The following is a 17214-nucleotide window of genomic DNA, read 5'->3' as shown; positions in this document are numbered from 1 at the left end:
CAAATTCACTTTAGTAAAGCCTGCTGCCCCAATTAAGTTTCTCTCTAAGAACATGGTAGTAGGAATAACTGGTCGGGTGGATCAGACGTAGCTTTTGAGCTGCTTTTTTTATAACCACTTCGTCTCCTGGTAAAAGAGCGAGTACAACATGACTATCACAACTCACTTGTAAACTAGCTGTATTTTCTGGGCTGAGCTTTAGTTTAATTTGTTTATTGGCATCCACAACTAAAGGTCGGCTAGAAAGTGTATGTGGAAACATGGGAACGAGTGCCACTGCATTAAGCTCTGGCGTGAGAATTGGCCCACCCCCTGACAGTGAGTATGCGGTTGAGCCTGTCGGTGTTGTCACTATTAATCCATCAGAGCGCTGAGAAAAAACAAATTGATCGTCAATGAAAGCCTCAAACTCTATCATGTGTGCAACTTTATCAGCGTGAAGTACTGCTTCGTTAACGGCTAAATTGGCACTTTTCAACTGAGCATGGCGATAGACTTCTACTTCCAGTAAAAAACGATGCTCTTCAACAAACTTACCGCTAAGTACTTGCTCTAAAGCGGGTTCAAAATCATGCGGGTTCAAATCGGTTAAAAAGCCGAGATTGCCTCGATTTACGCCTATTACAGCAACATCAAAGCGAGCAAGTACACGGGCTGCGCCCAACATGTTTCCATCCCCGCCAACGACAACGGCTAGGTCACATTTTTCGCCAAGTTGAACGAGATCGAGCAAATGTACTTCTTGTAAGGCATCTAATTGTTTGCCGGCACGGCGCTCAACAAAAACGTCATAACCCAGTGCTTGCAAAAATGTATAAAGGCGATGTAAGGTCTGAGCCGCGCCGTCATGGTTCGGTTTGCCAATAAGGCCGATGGTGTTAAATGGAGTGCTCATTTTTTAATGCAAATCCTTGGTATATCAACTATCCCAAGATTATCTCAAAATTGAGGCGCTTGAAACTTTGAAATTCACCCCAACATAAAGATTTATGAAATTAAGTGCTCGTGATAAACAAGTTTTCTCAGCTGTGATGACTCTTTACTGTAATGGTGAAGGGGTGCCCGTTGCCTCTAGTAAAATAGCTAAGATGAAAGGTATGGCTATTTGTTCGGCGACTGTGCGCAATGCGATGGCGCGCTTGGAAAACCATGGACTACTCTATTCCCCCCATACTTCAGCTGGACGCGTCCCCTCTGATGTAGGCATCCAATATTGGCTTCAAGAATATTTTGAATTAGACAATATTGCGACCTACTGGCAACCGGAACAAGAGCAGCTGGTGACGTTGGCACATTCTTTGAGTCAGCATTATCAGGTGTGTTGTGTTGTTGGTCTGCCACAAGTGAGTAACCAAAAAGTGTTCAGGGTTGAAGTACTGGACTTTGACCGTAAGCATTGGCTAGTTTTACTGATTGATAAGGCTGGGCAATCTCATAATATTTGTATAAATAAACCGGCTGTTAACTCTGACGAAATGCGTTATCAGTTTGCATTATGGATGAATACTGTATTTAGTCAGCAAACCTTAAAAGAGGGCTTGCACAGGATGCGTGCGATGGCTAATACAGCGATGCCAGATTGTCGAGAACTACTTACTCAGTGGACTCGTGAGTTGAGTTTGCAATTGGGTACTGACAATAGCATCGTAGTGGGAGAGCGGCATATTTATAATCGTTTAGAGCAGGGTAGCGATGTCAGCTTAGGAGTACCATTTTTACATCAAGTTGAAGATAAATTGGCTTTTCGTAATGGTGTTTCAGTGTTGTTAGGGAGTGAAGTTGATGCCGAATGCTTATCAAGGTATGTTGTGCTGAGTGTCCCATATTTTATGGATCAAGAATATCAAAGTCGTTTTTGTGTTGTATGCCCCGCTGAGGCGCCAATTGAGGCAATAATTGACGAATTTAGCCGGATAGAGCAAAAAGACTCTTGAAACTAAAAAATCCATCCCCATAATTACGGCAGTTGTAAAGAATCGGAGATTAACTTTCATGTCTGAGCAGACAAAAGCACCAGAGCAGGAACAAGAAACTGCACAAGAAGAAGTAGTAGAACAAGCTGCTGAAGCGCAAGCACAGGAAGAAGCGCCACAGTCTGAACAAGGCGAAATAAGCCCTGAAGAGGAAATTGCTGGTTTATACGCTGAGCTTGAAGCTGCAAAGCAAACAATTGAAGGCCAAAAAGACGGCGTTGTACGCGCTGCTGCAGAAGTAGAAAACATGCGTCGCCGTGCAGCTCAAGATGTTGAAAAAGCACACAAGTTTGCACTTGAGAAGTTTTCAAATGAGCTATTACCTGTCATCGATAACCTAGAGCGTGCCATTGAATTTGCTGATAAAGAGAACGAAGCAACAAAATCTATCCTTGAAGGGATTGAGATGACGTTAAAAAGTTTCTCTGATGCATTAGGTAAATTCGGTGTTGAAGCGGTTAACCCACAAGGCGAGACCTTCTCTCCTGAGTTCCACCAAGCAATGTCAATGCAGCCAAGTGCTGATGTGGCGCCAAACACTGTACTCGCTGTGATGCAAAAAGGTTACACGCTAAATGGCCGTTTATTGCGTCCTGCAATGGTTATGGTCTCAAAAGCTGCAGAATAAAAAGTATATGCATTTTAAAAAAGCCCACATTGTGTGGGCTTTTTTATTTTTGTCGCTCCAACAATTGTACAAAGTGATTTATGCTTAAAATAGTGTAAATTGGCTCATTCAAAGAATACCAACAGCTTGATTGGGTAAGCACTTATCTTTTAAATTTGTCGAAAATTAGTAAGTAGGAAGTATTATGAAACGAGTTGTTGCTTGCATGGCTATTACGTTGCTAATTGCTGGGTGTAAAACATCACCAACCGGAAGAACGCAATATATGATGTATTCCGAGCAGAAAATGAATGAGCTTGGGGTCGCGGGGTTTGAACAGATCAAAAATGAACAACAAATTGAAATGGATGTTAAGACAAATCAATATGTTAAGTGTATAGCTAATGCATTGATCGAGCAGCTACCGAATCAATACTCGAAACAAAGCTGGGAAGTGGTGGTATTTGAAGACGATAGTGCAAATGCATTTGCACTGCCTGGCGGTAAGATTGGTGTACATACAGGACTACTCAAAGTTGCGACTGATCAGCATCAACTTGCTGCGGTAATGGGCCATGAAGTAGGTCATGTAATTGCACAGCATGCCAATGAGCGCATGACACAAAATGGGTTGGTGCAGGCTGGGTTACAATTGAGTAATACCGTGATGGAAATGAACAACGTACAATCTCGTAACACCATTATGCAAGGTCTTGGTTTAGGCGCTCAAGTGGGACTAACGTTGCCATTTGGTCGTTCACATGAAAGTGAAGCGGATGTGATCGGGCTGGATTTGATGGCCAGAGCAGGTTTTAGACCGATTGGTGCAGTTGAGCTGTGGCGAAATATGGAAAAGTTAGGTGGAGATAGACCGATGGAGTTTCTTTCGACGCATCCATCACCGGACAACCGAATTGAAAAACTGAACAACAAGATGCCTGAGGCGAATAATCTTTATAGAGCCGCTCAACAAAAAGGTTTTAGACCTCTGTGTCGTATCTGAGGGCGGGTGTATAGGTTGAATAAGCTGGCTGTACTTCAAATTATTTATAGAAGTTGAGCGCTAATTCATCTAAAACGATAAATAGTCGCAGATCCAACTCTAGCTGATGATAATCAGGCTCCATATTGCAACACAGCTTGTAAAAGGCTTTGTCATGATCGGCATGTTTAAAGTGTGCCAGCTCGTGCACAATCAAAGCTCGTAATATTGCTTGCGGTGCATACTTAAGCTGGTTACTCAGTGCAATGTCATAGCGCGTCTTGAGTTTTTGACCATGACGGTGGTGCTTATGTGAGTGAGTACCGAGCGTGCCTTTCATCATATCTGTATGTTTATTAAAGCTGATATTATTTAGCCTTGGTGTGTTTTTTAAATATTGCTGTTTGATCTCAGTACAGTATTGATATAATACTTGTTGGTTCTGAAGCTGGTGTCCGGTTGGGTATTTCTTTTTAAAATAAGTTTGTAGGTTGCCGTCTTCAATCAGCGCGTTGATTTGTGCTTGTAAGCTGTTGGGGTAGTGTTGGAAATACTTTAAGTGATGCATGGGCACTAGGTATAGAGTTTAGCTTTTACGAGCGGCAATTATAATGTATTGAAAATCAAATTTGTACAGGTATCCATTGTACGTTTCGAACAGAAATGGTGGGGTTGCAATCAGGTTTTACTGTAATTTATATTTTGATTCATTCAGATTTTAATGTGAGTGCAAAAGCACCCACATTTGTTAATAACTGTTTTAACGTACAGCAGTTTATGCTTGAAAGCTAAATTAGTTATTAGCTGGACAGCAAGATGAGCCGCCAGTCATTGCGCTATTTTCGCCACCTGCAATGTTTTTAGTTTGTATTTTGGGTAAGTGTACTTTGTCATACGACAATGTTTTATATTGTTTTTTTTTGTAGTTTTAGTAACATTTTTAATCCTTCATTGTTTTTATTAAATCCAAGTCTAACTTTCCACTTTATAGGTACGCCATCAAAAGCTACCACACATATTGTTACGCTTTTGAAGAGCGCTTTATAATAAATGTCGAGTTATTGAACAGTACCCAATAGTGAACTTCGCGAATTGAGAGCGAAGCACTCACAGCTATTAAAGATTTGTACCAGGCGTACAAGTTACCCTATGCAGGTTGGTTACCTCCTTGTATTGCTGGGCAGCACGATGTACCTACTGTAAATACGCTATTTTCACCCCCTACGATGTTTTTAGTCTGTACTTTGGGTAGTTGCGCTTTGTCATAAGATAACGTTTTAAATTGTTTCTTGTGTAGTTTTAATAACATTTTTAATCCTTCATTGTTTTATTAAATCCAAGTTTACACTGTCACTTTATAGGTACACTGTCAAATGTTATTGCTTGAGCTGTTGTTCGAGGGGAAGAGGAAGTGTGCTTATAATTAATACTAAGTAATTACAAAACATGCCGAGAAATGAGAGTAATAAAGCTCTAAACAGTTTTGAATAATGTGTGCATAACATGCAGTAACCCTAAGTGGATGAGTTGCCTGTTGGCTATAGCTGGATTGGTAGACTTCTCCACTCACAGCAATATTTCTTAGTTTGTGCTGCGGGGGCCTGTAATATGCTAATGCTTAAATCATTTTGTTCCAAATTATAGTTATACATTATTCTTAAATATTTTAACTGGAACCAATTGCAAATAGCCATTTTTAGGTAAGCCGCGAATTTTCATAATAAAGAGCGTTGTTTCGGCTGTTGTTCTGCAGGAAAAGGCAGCAGTACTTTATGATCAATGCCAAGATCTCGAACAAACTGTCGTGCCAATAAGGGGGCATCGTAATTATCAGCAGTGTGAAAAAATACAATAGGCTCTTTACCCTCAGAGAGCCAAGTATGGATTTTTTTGAGCCATGGCTGATAAAAAGGGCGATTATTTTCAAGTACAGAGCAGCCAACAAAGCGTAACATTGGGCGCGTGCTCGTCGCAATCACGTTGACGGGTACACGCGGTTTTTTACGCTGCGCGTCTTCAATAGCAGGTGTGCTGGGTGCTTCATTAAATAAAGGGCGTGTATCCATCATTATGCGGTTAATGCCCTTACTCATCAAAAATTGATTTAAGCGTTTTTCATTATCGTCTTTACGAAAAAACGCTAAGTTGCGTACCTCTATACCAAGACATAGCTCACTGGGTATTTGGGTAACAAAGTTTTGTATTCTTGAGAGGTGTTCAGGTCCGCAGCTAGCTGGTAATTGCAGCATGATCATGCCGATATTCTCGAATAGCGGCGCAAAAAGAGTTAACCATGTTTCTAGTTCTTTTTGGCAGTCTTGTAGGGCTAATTCATGAGATATCTGCCTAGGGAGTTTAAAAGTAAACCTAAAATCATCGGAGATGGCATTTTTCCATTGCAAAATAGTGTCAGGTTTTGGGTTGGCATAAAATGTTGTGTTGCCCTCAACGCTATTAAACATGCTGGCATATTCCCTAAGCATATTTGCATTGCTACAGTGCTGGCTAAAAAATCGTCCCTTCCAGTGAGATGAGCTCCATTGTGGGCAACCTAAATACAACATAGTTCTCTTCATTTGTGTTTTTTTCTAGTTTAACAAATTGAGAGTACCTAAAAAAATCAACTTTGCGAAGATTCCTTGCTTTATAAGGATGACAAAGCCCCCCAGTTTTATATAATTGGCGATTATTTTTGTTAATTACGATAGCTATAGGCTGGATAGTACTTTTTCATGCAAGCCTAAGCAAATAGGAACGATATGCGCTCTATATACTGCGGAAATTTAAATAAGGACCACGTAGGTCAAGAAGTCGAATTATGTGGTTGGATCAATAAGCGCCGTGACTTAGGTGGATTAATTTTCGTCGACTTAAGAGACCGTGAAGGCTTGGTTCAAGTTGTATTTGATCCAGAAGTTGAAGGCTTGATGGACGTTGCAAATACGCTACGTCAAGAGTTTTGTGTGAAAGTGACAGGTAGTGTGCGTGCTAGACCTGATAGCCAAGTTAACAAAGACATGGCAACGGGTGAAGTTGAAATCTTAGGCACAGGCCTTGAGATCATTAACCGCTCTGAACCTTTGCCGTTAGACTTTAATCAGCAAAACTCAGAAGAGCGTCGTCTAAAGTATCGTTATTTAGACCTTCGCCGTTTAGAGATGAGCGATCGTATTAAGCTACGTGCAAAAGCATCAAGCTTCGTGCGTCGTTTCCTAGATAACAATGATTTTTTAGACATTGAGACGCCAGTACTGACTAAAGCCACTCCTGAGGGTGCCCGTGACTATTTAGTGCCAAGCCGTGTTCATAAAGGCAGCTTCTACGCACTGCCTCAATCACCACAGCTGTTCAAGCAGTTGTTAATGATGTCTGGATTCGACCGTTATTATCAAATCGTAAAATGTTTTCGTGATGAAGATTTACGTGCAGACAGACAGCCAGAGTTCACTCAAATCGATTTAGAAACATCATTCATGAGCTCAGATCAGGTGCGTGAAGTAACCGAACGTATGATCCGTGAAATGTGGCAAGAGCTATTGAACGTTGATCTGGGTGAGTTCCCAACCATGCCATATGCTGAAGCGATGCGTCGTTTTGGTTCAGACAAGCCTGACTTACGTAACCCATTAGAGCTGATTGACGTTGCTGATATTGTTAAAGATGTCGAGTTCAAAGTACTAGCAGGTCCTGCTAACGATGAAAAAGGTCGTGTTGCAGTATTAACAGTACCAGGTGGTGCTGAGTTATCTCGTAAGCAAATCGACGAGTATACTAAGTTTGTTGGTATTTACGGCGCGAAAGGTCTTGCTTGGATGAAGGTTAATGACCGTGAAGCAGGTATGGAAGGTGTGCAATCACCTATCGCTAAATTCCTAAACGAAGATGTGATCAGTGCACTACTAGAGCGTACTAACGCGCAAACAGGTGACATCATTCTATTTGGTGCAGACAAGCGCAACGTGGTAAATGAAGCGATGGGTGCACTGCGTCTGAAAGTAGGTTTGGACAGAGAGATCACTGATCTGAATAAGTGGGCGCCGCTTTGGGTTGTTGACTTCCCAATGTTTGAAGAAGATGACGAAGGTAACTTGCACGCGGTACACCACCCGTTCACAGCACCGAAGGACATCAGCGCACAAGAGCTAGAAGCAAATCCAGCTGTGGCGATTTCTGATGCGTACGATATGGTTCTTAACGGCTATGAAGTCGGTGGCGGTTCTGTTCGTATCCATAATAATGAAATGCAGCAGGCAGCTTTCAGAATCTTAGGTATTGAAGAGCAAGAACAGCAAGATAAGTTTGGCTTCTTACTTGACGCTTTGAAGTACGGTACACCACCACATGCTGGTTTAGCGTTTGGTCTTGATCGTCTGGTCATGCTTCTATGTGGTACAGATAACATTCGTGACGTGATTGCATTCCCTAAAACAACTCAGGCGTCTTGTTTGATGACGAATGCCCCAAGTATTGCAAACCCTGATGCACTGACTGAGCTTGCAATTGCAGTACAAGCACAGCAAGAACAAAGTGAAGAGCAGTAATTACTGACTGACTTTGAAAAGGCGGCTTTAATAGCCGCCTTTTTTGTTTAACAACTGGTAATCCATACAGTATTTTGGCATGATGTTGAAAAAAGCAAAGAGGGCAATGCCTTGGCAGTTATTTTGGGCATAGACCCCGGTTCGAGATTTACAGGTTATGGCGTTATTGAGCACCAAGGTGCAAAATTTAAATACTTAGGTAGCGGCTGTATCAAAGTTGGGGAGCATGATTTTCCGACTCGATTAAAAATGATCTTTCAAGGTATTAGTCAGTTGATAGAGCAGTTTTCTCCAGACAGCTTTGCGATAGAGCAAGTATTTATGGCACATAACCCAGACTCAGCGCTGAAGCTTGGACAAGCTAGAGGTGCCGCTATTGTTGCTGCAACCATGCAAGACGTGGTTGTACACGAATATTCGGCAAGGCAGATCAAACAGGCTGTAGTGGGCACCGGTGGAGCAAATAAGTCTCAGGTGCAAGAAATGGTAAAACGCATTTTAAAATTACCGGGCACTCCACAAGCAGATGCGGCCGACGCATTGGCAATTGCAATTTGTCATGCACACTCTGAACAAAACTTAATTCGCTTAGCAGGTAATGCTAAAAAGACAGTTCGTGGAAGGTTAAGATAATTATGATAGGTAAACTCAGCGGTACTTTATTAGAAAAGCAGCCGCCAGAAATTCTCATTGATGTAAATGGGGTCGGCTATGAAGTACAAATGCCGATGACTTGTTTCTACGAGCTGCCAAGTACTGGCCAGCCAGCAGCTATTTTCACACACTTTGTTGTCCGTGAAGACGCCCAGCTGTTATTTGGTTTTAATAATAAAACAGAGCGTGCTTTATTTAGAGAGCTTATTAAAGCAAATGGCGTGGGACCTAAATTGGCTTTAGCAATTCTGTCTGGGATGTCTGCTGAGCAATTTGTGCAATGTGTTAATCATGGGGATGCATCTACGTTAGTTAAAATTCCAGGTGTAGGCAAAAAAACCGCAGAGCGTCTAGTCTTAGAAATGAAAGACAAGTTAAAAGACTTTGGTCATGATTTGTTTACGCCATTTAGTGATAATGCAGTTATCCCACCGCAGGACGATCCTACCGTGGGTAATTTACCCGCTGATGATGCTATTGCGGCGCTGGTGGCACTGGGCTATAAAGCTGCTCAGGCACAAAAAGCAGTTAAAGCTGTTAAAGGCGATGGTTTAGATACTGAAACCATTATCAAAGAAGCGCTTAGGTCTATGATGTAATTATGATAGAAGCTGACAGACTAATCGAACCCGAAGTTCAGGGCAATGAAGAGCAAATAGATAGAGCTATTCGACCAAAGCTATTGAGTGATTACACAGGGCAACCTCATGTGAAGCAGCAAATGGAGATCTTCATTGAAGCTGCGCGAACACGTGAAGAGGCGCTGGATCATTTGTTGATTTTTGGCCCGCCCGGATTAGGTAAAACAACCCTTGCAAATATCGTTGCCAACGAGCTCGGTGTGAATATTAAAACAACATCAGGCCCTGTGCTCGAAAAAGCGGGTGATTTGGCTGCGATGTTGACCAACCTTGAAGAAGGTGATGTGTTATTCATTGATGAGATACACCGCCTTAGCCCGCAAGTGGAAGAGATTTTATATCCCGCGATGGAAGATTATCAGTTAGATATCATGATCGGAGAAGGGCCAGCAGCACGTTCTATCAAATTGGATTTACCGCCATTTACATTGGTCGGTGCAACCACCAGAGCAGGATCGTTGACTTCACCGCTCAGAGATCGTTTTGGTATTGTACAAAGGCTTGAGTTTTACTCAGTTGATGACTTGTCACAAATTGTCAGCCGCTCAGCACATTTCTTAAATTTGGAAACAACCGAAGAAGGCGCTCGCGAAGTTGCCAAAAGAGCACGTGGTACCCCAAGGATCGCAAATCGCTTGTTACGTCGTGTCCGTGACTTTGCTGATGTTAAAGGAGATGGCAGTGTTGATAAAACCATTGCCAATCAAGCATTAGATATGGTTGATGTTGATAAATGTGGTTTTGACTATATGGACAGAAAGTATTTGCTGGCCATTATAGAGAAGTTTACTGGCGGACCTGTGGGCCTCGATAACCTCGCTGCGGCAATTGGTGAGGAAAAAGAGACGATAGAGGATGTAATAGAGCCTTATCTTATTCAACAAGGCTTTATACAACGTACGCCAAGAGGGCGGATAGTATCCGACAGGGCATATCTACATTTTGACCTTTCTAAAGAATAACGTCGATTAAGCCATCGTATTCACGATGGCTTTTTTAATGATATTTATCTTAATGTACTAATTCTTCAATCTGAACTTAAATTTCAGGCAAAAAAAAGCCCGCACATATGTGCGGGCGAAAACAACAAGTTGAAGGAAGTAATCCAGGGAACTGATGAGTCTGTTAAGGTTTTATCCAAAAGTTTCTCATCAAAAGCAACAGAGTAAATCAGAACTCTATCACTCGGTAACTGGCTTTGCATTGCGTTAAGCAGTGCGCTCAGTACAGGGTGTATATTAGAGATCTTATGGATTATTATCAAACTAGAAAAATTATATCTTTCAAATAAAAATAACTAATCCGAATGTTATTTACCATTTTTTACATTAGTAAATTGTGACGATATGGGAGTGTGTATCTGTTTGATTTAATTCGATTTGTACTATTTATACTCAAAATGTGAATATTAGATAATTTGTTGTTAATTGGTATTACCAATGGTGTTTTGAGCATTTATTCGTGCAAAGTGAATAAATCCCTTACTTTATGCAGTCTGAGTAAATAATTACGCTCGCTCTGATGGTTAGGAATAAAAATGTTAATTAACCGGTGAAAGCGGAAAATAAAATGATTTAAATACTGAAACAAACATATGGGGTTATAAAAGTCTTGCTAACTTAGACATTGTGTTATTTATCGACATTTAAGCTAATTTTATAGCTTTGTCGTTGTAAGGCCTTATTTGTGTGGTTAAACTACCTGAACCTTTTGTCGTGCTTGAAGTCTATCTGTTTAAAGGTGCCATGCCAGGTACACATTATTATTAGGAGTGTTAAAACGTGGAATCGGGTTTAAATTTCATCGATCTAATCTTAGAAGCCAGTGTGCTGGTTCAACTTGTTATGTTGACACTAGTTGGCATGTCGATCGCGTCGTGGGCGATTATATTCCAACGCCGTTCGGTGATAGCAGAAGCACAAAGCGAAGCTCGAAAGTTTGAACAACAGTTTTGGTCTGGTATGGACTTAGGTAAGTTATACAATGAAATTACGGCACGATCAGGCAGCTCTAAAGGTTTAGAGGCGCTATTTGTGGCGGGTTTCAAAGAGTTTGCGAGACACAAAAAGAACAACACGGGTTCGGCGAATATGATTTTAGATGGTACGCATCGCTCTATGCGAGTTGCGTTATCACGTGAAGTAGAGAAGCTGGAAACTAGCTTGTCATTTTTAGCCACGGTTGGTTCGATTAGTCCTTATATTGGTTTATTCGGCACAGTATGGGGGATTATGACTGCATTTATCGCCCTTGGTAATGTGCAACAAGCAACATTGCAAATGGTGGCCCCAGGTATTGCAGAAGCACTTATCGCGACTGCGATGGGTTTATTTGCAGCGATCCCAGCAGTAATGGCTTATAACCGGTTTGCAAAGCATGTTGAAAAGCTTGAAGTAAACTATGCCAACTTTATGGAAGAGTTTGCTAATATACTGCATCGTCAAGCGGCCACTTTAGTGGAGACAAAAGCTAATGTATCAGCCTAAAAAAAGAAGACCCGTTGCTGAAATCAATGTAGTACCCTACATTGATGTCATGCTGGTGCTACTGATCATTTTTATGGCTACCGCACCGCTTATCACTCATGGTGTAAAAGTAGATCTGCCGCAGATGCAAGAGTCGGATTTGGTCGAGACTAAAGATGCGCCGCCGATAATTGCCAGTATTGATGCGGAAGGACGCTATTACGTGTCTGTCGGTACAGATCCGGAAGCGCCAATGGATGCGGTTGAAGTGGCAGCCATTATCAAACTAAAATTGCAAAAAAATCCCGACACACCTGTGATGATTAAAGGTTCTGGCCGCGTTTCATATCAAGAAGTACTGTTATTAATGGACTTTTTGAAAAATGCTGGAGTGCCGTCTGTTGGGCTGATGACTAAATCGTTTGAGGATAATTAATGGATGCGTTAACAAGCGGAATTATCAAGTCGTTTCTGCTTCACATCGCGCTTGCGGGTATGCTGTTTGCTTCGGCTAATTTGCAGATGTCTAAACCCACAGTAATGCAGGTGCAATTAAATCCAGTCATGCAAGAAGAGCAAGATAAAGCAGTTTCAGCTATTTCTGTGGATCAACGTGCAGTAGAACGAAAAATTGCAGAGCTTAAGCAAGCAGAGGATGCCAAAAAGCGTGCTGAAGAAAAGCGTATCCGTGATTTAGAGCGCCGTGCAATGCAAGCACGTAAAGACCGTGAAGCAGAAGCGCGTCGTATTAAAAAGCTTGAACAGCAGCGCCAAGCAAAGCTGGCTGAAAAGCGCAAAGCTGAAGCGCAAGCGAAAAAAGCGCGTGAGGTTGAGCAAAAGCAGCGGGCTGATGCGGAAAAGGCGAGAAAAGAGAAATTACAAGCAGAGCGAGCAGCAAAAGCAGCGGCAGAAAAGCGCAAATCTGAAGAAGAGCGTTTAAGACAAGCTGAAGCCCAGCGTAAGCGTCAAGAAGAAAAGGCGAAGCGAAAAGCCGAGGCGGCAGAACAAGCACGCCAAAAAGCATTGCAAGAGCAGCTGTTGCAAGAGCAGTTAGCACAAGAGCAGGCTGCACGTGCGAAAGTGAGGCAGCAACAAGTACTTGGTGAAGTGGACAAGTATAAAGCCCTGATCATGCAGCGTATTCAGTCTAACCTATTAATAGACGAAAAAATGAAAGGTAAGCAGTGTCGTTTGAACATTCGTTTAGGCTTCAATGGCTTGGTTACTCAGGCTAATTCGTTAGGCGGAGATAAGTTAGTGTGTGAAGCGGCACTGCGGGCCGTTCGCATGGCAGATACACTGCCTGTTTCAAAAGACAAAGATGTGTTTGAACAACTTAAGAATATTAATTTAACGATTAAACCCAATCTTTAAAGGAAAACCATGTTAAAGCATTTAAAAAACATAGTTCTGGTTTTTGCTTTCAGTATGACAACACTTGCCCATGCGGCGTTAGAAATTGTCATCACTGAGGGCGTTGACAGTGCACGCCCTTTAGGTGTGGTGCCATTTAAATACATCGGTAACGGTGAAGCCCCTTCAGAGATTAGTTCGGTTGTTGCAGCAGATTTAATGCGCAGTGGTAAGTTTAAAGCGGTATCGGAAGATCAGATGCCGCAACTGCCAACCACAGATGAAGAAGTAGACTACGACGCCTGGGTTAATTTAGGTGTTGAAGCGATCATTGTGGGAACCATCACCCAACAGCCAGCGAATCGCTATTTGGTAAAATATGAATTGATTGATGTTTTACGTGCGCAGATCACAGGTGGTGAAACGCGCATGATGAGCAACGGCAAGTTAATGAAAAGCCAAGATCATATCTTGGAAAGCCGTCAGAGTGTGATTGACAGTGATTCATTTCGATACTACTCACATCAGATAAGTGACGTGGTTTATGAAGCCCTTACTGGCGAGCGCGGCGCATTTAGAACTAAAATTGCGTATGTGATTGTGCGAGAAGAGCAAGATAAGCCTTATCAGCTTGTGGTTGCTGATTATGACGGCTTTAATGAGCAAGTACTACTGCGCTCAAAAGAGCCACTGATGTCACCTGCATGGTCACCTGATGGCAATAAATTAGCGTATGTTACCTTTGAAAATCGCCAATCTCAGGTCTATGTTCAAGATATATACACTGGTAAACGTGAAAAGTTAACCAGCTACCCAGGCATCAATGGTGCACCACAGTTCTCGCCAGATGGGTCACAAATGCTGGTTGTATTATCTAAAGACAAAGGCGGTGCGACAGAGGTGTACTTGATTGACTTAGAAACACGCGTCGAAAAGCGCTTAACTAAGCACAGAAGTATAGATACTGAGCCAAGTTGGCACCCAAATGGCCGTGAAATTGTGTATACGTCTGAAAGGGGTGGTAATGCCCAGATTTATAAGTTAAATTTAGATACTGGTAGATCTAGACGCGTCACCTTTGATGGCGATATGAACTTAGCAGGTTCAATTACGCCAGATGGTAAGCAATTAGTAATGGTAAATCGCACATTAGGTCAGTACCATATAGCAAAGAAAGAATTTGATTCAGGGCTGTTTCAGGTGTTAACTCGTACGAGACTCGATGAATCACCGAGTATTGCGCCGAACGGCTCTATGATTATTTACAGTACCCTGCATAATAATAAGCAGGTTTTGGCCCTGGTGTCGATGGACGGTCGCTTTAAAGCGAGATTGCCAGTACTTGACGGGCAAGTGAAGGCACCGGCCTGGTCGCCGTTTTTACAGTAATATTTACTGGTTAGACTTATAAAGATATAGGAATATACTCGATGCAACTTAACAAAACTTTAAAGGCTTTATTGGTAGCGTTGCCTGTAATGACTTTAGCTGCATGTAGCTCATCATCTGGTGATGTTGATGGTGGTGATAGCCAGCAGACAAATGCTTCTTCTAACAGCAATGACAAGGTTGATGTAGGCACAATTAAGCCTCAAATGACTGCAGAAGAGAAGCTACAGAAGAAATATGCTGATTTGCGTCAAAAGCAAATCGTATACTTCGATTTTGACCGCTCTACAGTACGCAGCGAATATGTTGAGTTATTACAAGCACACGCAGACTTCCTAGTGAAAAACCCAAGTGTAAAAGTACTTGTTGAAGGTCACGCAGATGAGCGTGGTACACCTGAGTACAACATCGCACTAGGTGAAAGCCGTGGTAAGTCAGTTGCTAAATACCTTGAGAGCCTAGGCGTTTCTGAAAGCCAAATTTCTGTAGTGAGCTATGGTGAAGAAAAGCCAATGGTTAAGTCGCGCACAGAAGAAGCTTTTGCTAAGAACCGTCGCGCGGTATTGGTATACTAATTTAGACAAGAGATGTTATGAAGCCGAAAACTATTTTGGCAGCCATCATCTTTCTTAGCGGGAGCTCCCAGGTTTTGGCAGCTCCCGCTACTGTTTATGATGCTGCAAATAATCAAAAGTCGCTTGAACAGCGCGTTGCCGAACTTGAAAAAATGATGACAAATCGAAATCGAGTACAGGCAGACCTACAATTACAGTTGCAGCAATTGCAAGACGAAGTCAGCCAAGTTCGTGGTTTTACCGACGAGCAAAGCTATAAACTGGAAAAAGTATTGCAGCGCCAACGTGAGCTTTATCAAGAAATTGAAAACCGCGTTAGCCAAGTGTATGAGCAAACCAAATCTGACATTGCTGCGACGGCTATTCCTACTGTCGGTGAGCAAGCGGTAAGCTCTAACCTATCTGAGAATGAAGCTTATGATCGCGCGGTTGCTCTGATCATGAAGGATAAGCGCTATGATGCGGCTATTCCAGAGTTTCAAAGCTTTTTGCAACAATTCCCAGAGTCAGTATATATTCCTAATGCGCATTATTGGTTAGGCCAGCTACAATCTATAAAAAGCAAGCCTGCTGAAGCGATTAAGCACTTTACCATTGTTGTTGAGCAGTTCCCTGACTCAAACAAGCGCCCTGATGCGATGTTGAAGCTTGGCACATTGGCTGCGAATGCCGGAGACAAGGCAAAAGCGACGCAATTGTTCAATGCGTTGATAAAAGAATACCCAAGCACCACTGCTGCAAAATTAGCAACAGAGCGTTTGTCTAAGCTTTAATAAGCTGCTTTATGAACACAGTGGTGTAAAAATAGGCGCTTAGGCATAAAATTTAAAAAAAACAGCGTAATTCAGTTGCACTAGAATTTTAAATAAGTATTATAAGCGCCCGCAGCAGGCGATACGTTATAAACATCTTGCTGCAATGAGTGGGTCATTAGCTCAGTTGGTAGAGCAGTGGACTTTTAATCCATTGGTCGATGGTTCGAATCCATCATGACCCACCACTTTTGCTTAATTTTGATATGAGCGGGTCATTAGCTCAGTTGGTAGAGCAGTGGACTTTTAATCCATTGGTCGATGGTTCGAGTCCATCATGACCCACCATTAAGCTTAAAATATCCCGAGCGGGTCATTAGCTCAGTTGGTAGAGCAGTGGACTTTTAATCCATTGGTCGATGGTTCGAGTCCATCATGACCCACCATTTTAAGTGTTATTCATATCCCCGAGCGGGTCATTAGCTCAGTTGGTAGAGCAGTGGACTTTTAATCCATTGGTCGATGGTTCGAGTCCATCATGACCCACCATTTAAGCACATCCATATCCAGAGCGGGTCATTAGCTCAGTTGGTAGAGCAGTGGACTTTTAATCCATTGGTCGATGGTTCGAGTCCATCATGACCCACCATTAGCTTAACCCTGGATATCAGAGCGGGTCATTAGCTCAGTTGGTAGAGCAGTGGACTTTTAATCCATTGGTCGATGGTTCGAGTCCATCATGACCCACCATTAAGCTTAAAATATCCCGAGCGGGTCATTAGCTCAGTTGGTAGAGCAGTGGACTTTTAATCCATTGGTCGATGGTTCGAGTCCATCATGACCCACCATTTAAGCTTAAACAATTTCCCGAGCGGGTCATTAGCTCAGTTGGTAGAGCAGTGGACTTTTAATCCATTGGTCGATGGTTCGAGTCCATCATGACCCACCATTATTAAGCTAAAAAATTCTTGAGCGGGTCATTAGCTCAGTTGGTAGAGCAGTGGACTTTTAATCCATTGGTCGATGGTTCGAGTCCATCATGACCCACCATTCAAGTCTAAAACTTCCCGAGCGGGTCATTAGCTCAGTTGGTAGAGCAGTGGACTTTTAATCCATTGGTCGATGGTTCGAGTCCATCATGACCCACCATTCAAGTTTAAAATCTCCTCGAGCGGGTCATTAGCTCAGTTGGTAGAGCAGTGGACTTTTAATCCATTGGTCGATGGTTCGAGTCCATCATGACCCACCATTATCTTTTCTATCTTTTTATTCTTAAATATTC

17 protein-coding genes and 11 tRNA genes are annotated in these 17214 nt (G+C 42.3%); 24 read left to right on the top strand and 4 right to left on the bottom strand.

Annotated elements, in window-relative coordinates; translation table 11 throughout:
- Window positions 1–10: 10 nt before the first annotated feature.
- Window positions 11–895: an NAD(+) kinase gene (nadK, locus tag S4054249_RS14755; RefSeq protein WP_046356419.1), complete on the bottom strand. Its 885-nt coding sequence runs from the start codon at window positions 893–895 to the stop codon at window positions 11–13.
- 94 nt (window positions 896–989) lie between these two features.
- Here nadK and S4054249_RS14750 point away from each other — a divergent pair, with 94 nt between their 5' ends.
- The 3 genes from S4054249_RS14750 to S4054249_RS14740 all read left to right on the top strand — a co-directional run bounded on the left by S4054249_RS14750 (window position 990) and on the right by S4054249_RS14740 (window position 3583).
- A complete protein-coding gene (locus tag S4054249_RS14750) occupies window positions 990–1934 on the top strand; it encodes an HrcA family transcriptional regulator (protein WP_046356420.1) in 945 nt (314 codons plus the stop codon).
- A 58-nt stretch (window positions 1935–1992) separates the two neighbouring features.
- The gene (grpE, locus tag S4054249_RS14745) at window positions 1993–2601 is read left to right on the top strand and encodes a nucleotide exchange factor GrpE (RefSeq protein ID WP_046356421.1); all 609 of its coding nucleotides are present in this window, start codon (window positions 1993–1995) and stop codon (window positions 2599–2601) included.
- A gap of 184 nt (window positions 2602–2785) precedes the next feature.
- On the top strand, window positions 2786–3583 hold the full coding sequence (locus tag S4054249_RS14740; RefSeq protein ID WP_046356422.1) for a M48 family metallopeptidase: 798 nt from the start codon (window positions 2786–2788) through the stop codon (window positions 3581–3583).
- A 40-nt stretch (window positions 3584–3623) separates the two neighbouring features.
- On the opposite strand, the gene S4054249_RS14735 is transcribed toward S4054249_RS14740, so the two are convergent.
- From S4054249_RS14735 to S4054249_RS14730, 3 genes are all read right to left on the bottom strand, one after another.
- Window positions 3624–4130 carry a M48 metallopeptidase family protein gene (locus tag S4054249_RS14735; protein ID WP_046356423.1) on the bottom strand — a complete coding sequence of 169 codons (507 nt, stop codon included), beginning with the start codon at window positions 4128–4130 and terminating at the stop codon, window positions 3624–3626.
- A 579-nt stretch (window positions 4131–4709) separates the two neighbouring features.
- Entirely contained in the window at window positions 4710–4871 is a 162-nt protein-coding gene (locus tag S4054249_RS26630) for a hypothetical protein (RefSeq protein WP_155401384.1), read from the bottom strand.
- A 406-nt stretch (window positions 4872–5277) separates the two neighbouring features.
- Window positions 5278–6126, bottom strand: a complete 849-nt coding sequence (locus tag S4054249_RS14730; protein WP_046356424.1) for a DUF72 domain-containing protein — start codon at window positions 6124–6126, stop codon at window positions 5278–5280.
- A 195-nt stretch (window positions 6127–6321) separates the two neighbouring features.
- On the opposite strand from S4054249_RS14730, the gene aspS reads away from it, so the two are divergent.
- From aspS to S4054249_RS14625, 21 genes are all read left to right on the top strand, one after another.
- Window positions 6322–8103 (top strand): aspartate--tRNA ligase, encoded by a 1782-nt coding sequence (gene aspS, locus S4054249_RS14725; RefSeq protein WP_046356425.1) that lies wholly within the window; start codon window positions 6322–6324, stop codon window positions 8101–8103.
- A 111-nt stretch (window positions 8104–8214) separates the two neighbouring features.
- Entirely contained in the window at window positions 8215–8736 is a 522-nt protein-coding gene (gene ruvC / locus S4054249_RS14720; protein WP_046356426.1) for a crossover junction endodeoxyribonuclease RuvC, read from the top strand.
- Between the two features lie 2 nt (window positions 8737–8738).
- Window positions 8739–9356: a Holliday junction branch migration protein RuvA gene (gene ruvA, locus S4054249_RS14715; protein ID WP_039607799.1), complete on the top strand. Its 618-nt coding sequence runs from the start codon at window positions 8739–8741 to the stop codon at window positions 9354–9356.
- Window positions 9357–9358: 2 nt separating this feature from the next.
- The gene (gene ruvB / locus S4054249_RS14710) at window positions 9359–10360 is read left to right on the top strand and encodes a Holliday junction branch migration DNA helicase RuvB (protein ID WP_046356427.1); all 1002 of its coding nucleotides are present in this window, start codon (window positions 9359–9361) and stop codon (window positions 10358–10360) included.
- An 819-nt stretch (window positions 10361–11179) separates the two neighbouring features.
- A complete protein-coding gene (tolQ, locus tag S4054249_RS14705; RefSeq protein WP_039607801.1) occupies window positions 11180–11884 on the top strand; it encodes a protein TolQ in 705 nt (234 codons plus the stop codon).
- Window positions 11871–12299, top strand: coding sequence for a protein TolR (gene tolR / locus S4054249_RS14700; protein ID WP_046356428.1), 429 nt, complete (start codon window positions 11871–11873; stop codon window positions 12297–12299). Before tolQ ends, tolR begins: the two co-directional genes overlap by 14 nt.
- Window positions 12299–13237, top strand: a complete 939-nt coding sequence (gene tolA, locus S4054249_RS14695; RefSeq protein WP_046356429.1) for a cell envelope integrity protein TolA — start codon at window positions 12299–12301, stop codon at window positions 13235–13237. The genes tolR and tolA overlap by 1 nt, the downstream gene beginning before the upstream one ends.
- A 9-nt stretch (window positions 13238–13246) precedes the next feature.
- Window positions 13247–14605, top strand: a complete 1359-nt coding sequence (tolB, locus tag S4054249_RS14690) for a Tol-Pal system beta propeller repeat protein TolB (RefSeq protein ID WP_046356430.1) — start codon at window positions 13247–13249, stop codon at window positions 14603–14605.
- A 41-nt stretch (window positions 14606–14646) separates the two neighbouring features.
- Entirely contained in the window at window positions 14647–15180 is a 534-nt protein-coding gene (pal, locus tag S4054249_RS14685) for a peptidoglycan-associated lipoprotein Pal (RefSeq protein WP_046356431.1), read from the top strand.
- A 17-nt stretch (window positions 15181–15197) separates the two neighbouring features.
- Window positions 15198–15953, top strand: coding sequence for a tol-pal system protein YbgF (gene ybgF / locus S4054249_RS14680; RefSeq protein ID WP_046356432.1), 756 nt, complete (start codon window positions 15198–15200; stop codon window positions 15951–15953).
- A gap of 151 nt (window positions 15954–16104) precedes the next feature.
- Window positions 16105–16180: transfer RNA gene (locus tag S4054249_RS14675), tRNA-Lys, on the top strand.
- 24 nt (window positions 16181–16204) lie between these two features.
- Window positions 16205–16280: transfer RNA gene (locus S4054249_RS14670), tRNA-Lys, on the top strand.
- A gap of 22 nt (window positions 16281–16302) precedes the next feature.
- Window positions 16303–16378 (top strand) — tRNA-Lys (locus S4054249_RS14665).
- A gap of 27 nt (window positions 16379–16405) precedes the next feature.
- Window positions 16406–16481: transfer RNA gene (locus S4054249_RS14660), tRNA-Lys, on the top strand.
- 24 nt (window positions 16482–16505) lie between these two features.
- A tRNA-Lys gene (locus tag S4054249_RS14655) sits at window positions 16506–16581 on the top strand.
- 25 nt (window positions 16582–16606) lie between these two features.
- A tRNA-Lys gene (locus S4054249_RS14650) sits at window positions 16607–16682 on the top strand.
- Window positions 16683–16704: 22 nt separating this feature from the next.
- Window positions 16705–16780 (top strand) — tRNA-Lys (locus S4054249_RS14645).
- Window positions 16781–16805: 25 nt separating this feature from the next.
- Window positions 16806–16881 (top strand) — tRNA-Lys (locus S4054249_RS14640).
- Window positions 16882–16906: 25 nt separating this feature from the next.
- A tRNA-Lys gene (locus S4054249_RS14635) sits at window positions 16907–16982 on the top strand.
- Between the two features lie 23 nt (window positions 16983–17005).
- Window positions 17006–17081, top strand: a tRNA-Lys gene (locus S4054249_RS14630).
- 24 nt (window positions 17082–17105) lie between these two features.
- Window positions 17106–17181, top strand: a tRNA-Lys gene (locus S4054249_RS14625).
- Window positions 17182–17214 lie beyond the last annotated feature (33 nt).

It is taken from the genome of Pseudoalteromonas luteoviolacea (genome assembly GCF_001750165.1).
Lineage (GTDB): Bacteria > Pseudomonadota > Gammaproteobacteria > Enterobacterales > Alteromonadaceae > Pseudoalteromonas > Pseudoalteromonas luteoviolacea_G.
The sequence above is the reverse complement of the archived record's forward strand: the minus strand, read 5'-3'. Positions and strand labels throughout refer to the sequence as shown.

What these genes read in the sequence shown, in the direction of transcription:
- nadK (WP_046356419.1), bottom strand. Translation starts at nt 895, where the DNA reads ATGAGCACTCCATTTAACACCATCGGCCTTATTGGCAAACCGAACCAT.
- S4054249_RS14750 (WP_046356420.1), top strand. Translation starts at nt 990, where the DNA reads ATGAAATTAAGTGCTCGTGATAAACAAGTTTTCTCAGCTGTGATGACT.
- grpE (WP_046356421.1), top strand. Translation starts at nt 1,993, where the DNA reads ATGTCTGAGCAGACAAAAGCACCAGAGCAGGAACAAGAAACTGCACAA.
- S4054249_RS14740 (WP_046356422.1), top strand. Translation starts at nt 2,786, where the DNA reads ATGAAACGAGTTGTTGCTTGCATGGCTATTACGTTGCTAATTGCTGGG.
- S4054249_RS14735 (WP_046356423.1), bottom strand. Translation starts at nt 4,130, where the DNA reads ATGCATCACTTAAAGTATTTCCAACACTACCCCAACAGCTTACAAGCA.
- S4054249_RS26630 (WP_155401384.1), bottom strand. Translation starts at nt 4,871, where the DNA reads ATGTTATTAAAACTACACAAGAAACAATTTAAAACGTTATCTTATGAC.
- S4054249_RS14730 (WP_046356424.1), bottom strand. Translation starts at nt 6,126, where the DNA reads ATGTTGTATTTAGGTTGCCCACAATGGAGCTCATCTCACTGGAAGGGA.
- aspS (WP_046356425.1), top strand. Translation starts at nt 6,322, where the DNA reads ATGCGCTCTATATACTGCGGAAATTTAAATAAGGACCACGTAGGTCAA.
- ruvA (WP_039607799.1), top strand. Translation starts at nt 8,739, where the DNA reads ATGATAGGTAAACTCAGCGGTACTTTATTAGAAAAGCAGCCGCCAGAA.
- ruvB (WP_046356427.1), top strand. Translation starts at nt 9,359, where the DNA reads ATGATAGAAGCTGACAGACTAATCGAACCCGAAGTTCAGGGCAATGAA.
- tolR (WP_046356428.1), top strand. Translation starts at nt 11,871, where the DNA reads ATGTATCAGCCTAAAAAAAGAAGACCCGTTGCTGAAATCAATGTAGTA.
- tolA (WP_046356429.1), top strand. Translation starts at nt 12,299, where the DNA reads ATGGATGCGTTAACAAGCGGAATTATCAAGTCGTTTCTGCTTCACATC.
- tolB (WP_046356430.1), top strand. Translation starts at nt 13,247, where the DNA reads ATGTTAAAGCATTTAAAAAACATAGTTCTGGTTTTTGCTTTCAGTATG.
- pal (WP_046356431.1), top strand. Translation starts at nt 14,647, where the DNA reads ATGCAACTTAACAAAACTTTAAAGGCTTTATTGGTAGCGTTGCCTGTA.
- ybgF (WP_046356432.1), top strand. Translation starts at nt 15,198, where the DNA reads ATGAAGCCGAAAACTATTTTGGCAGCCATCATCTTTCTTAGCGGGAGC.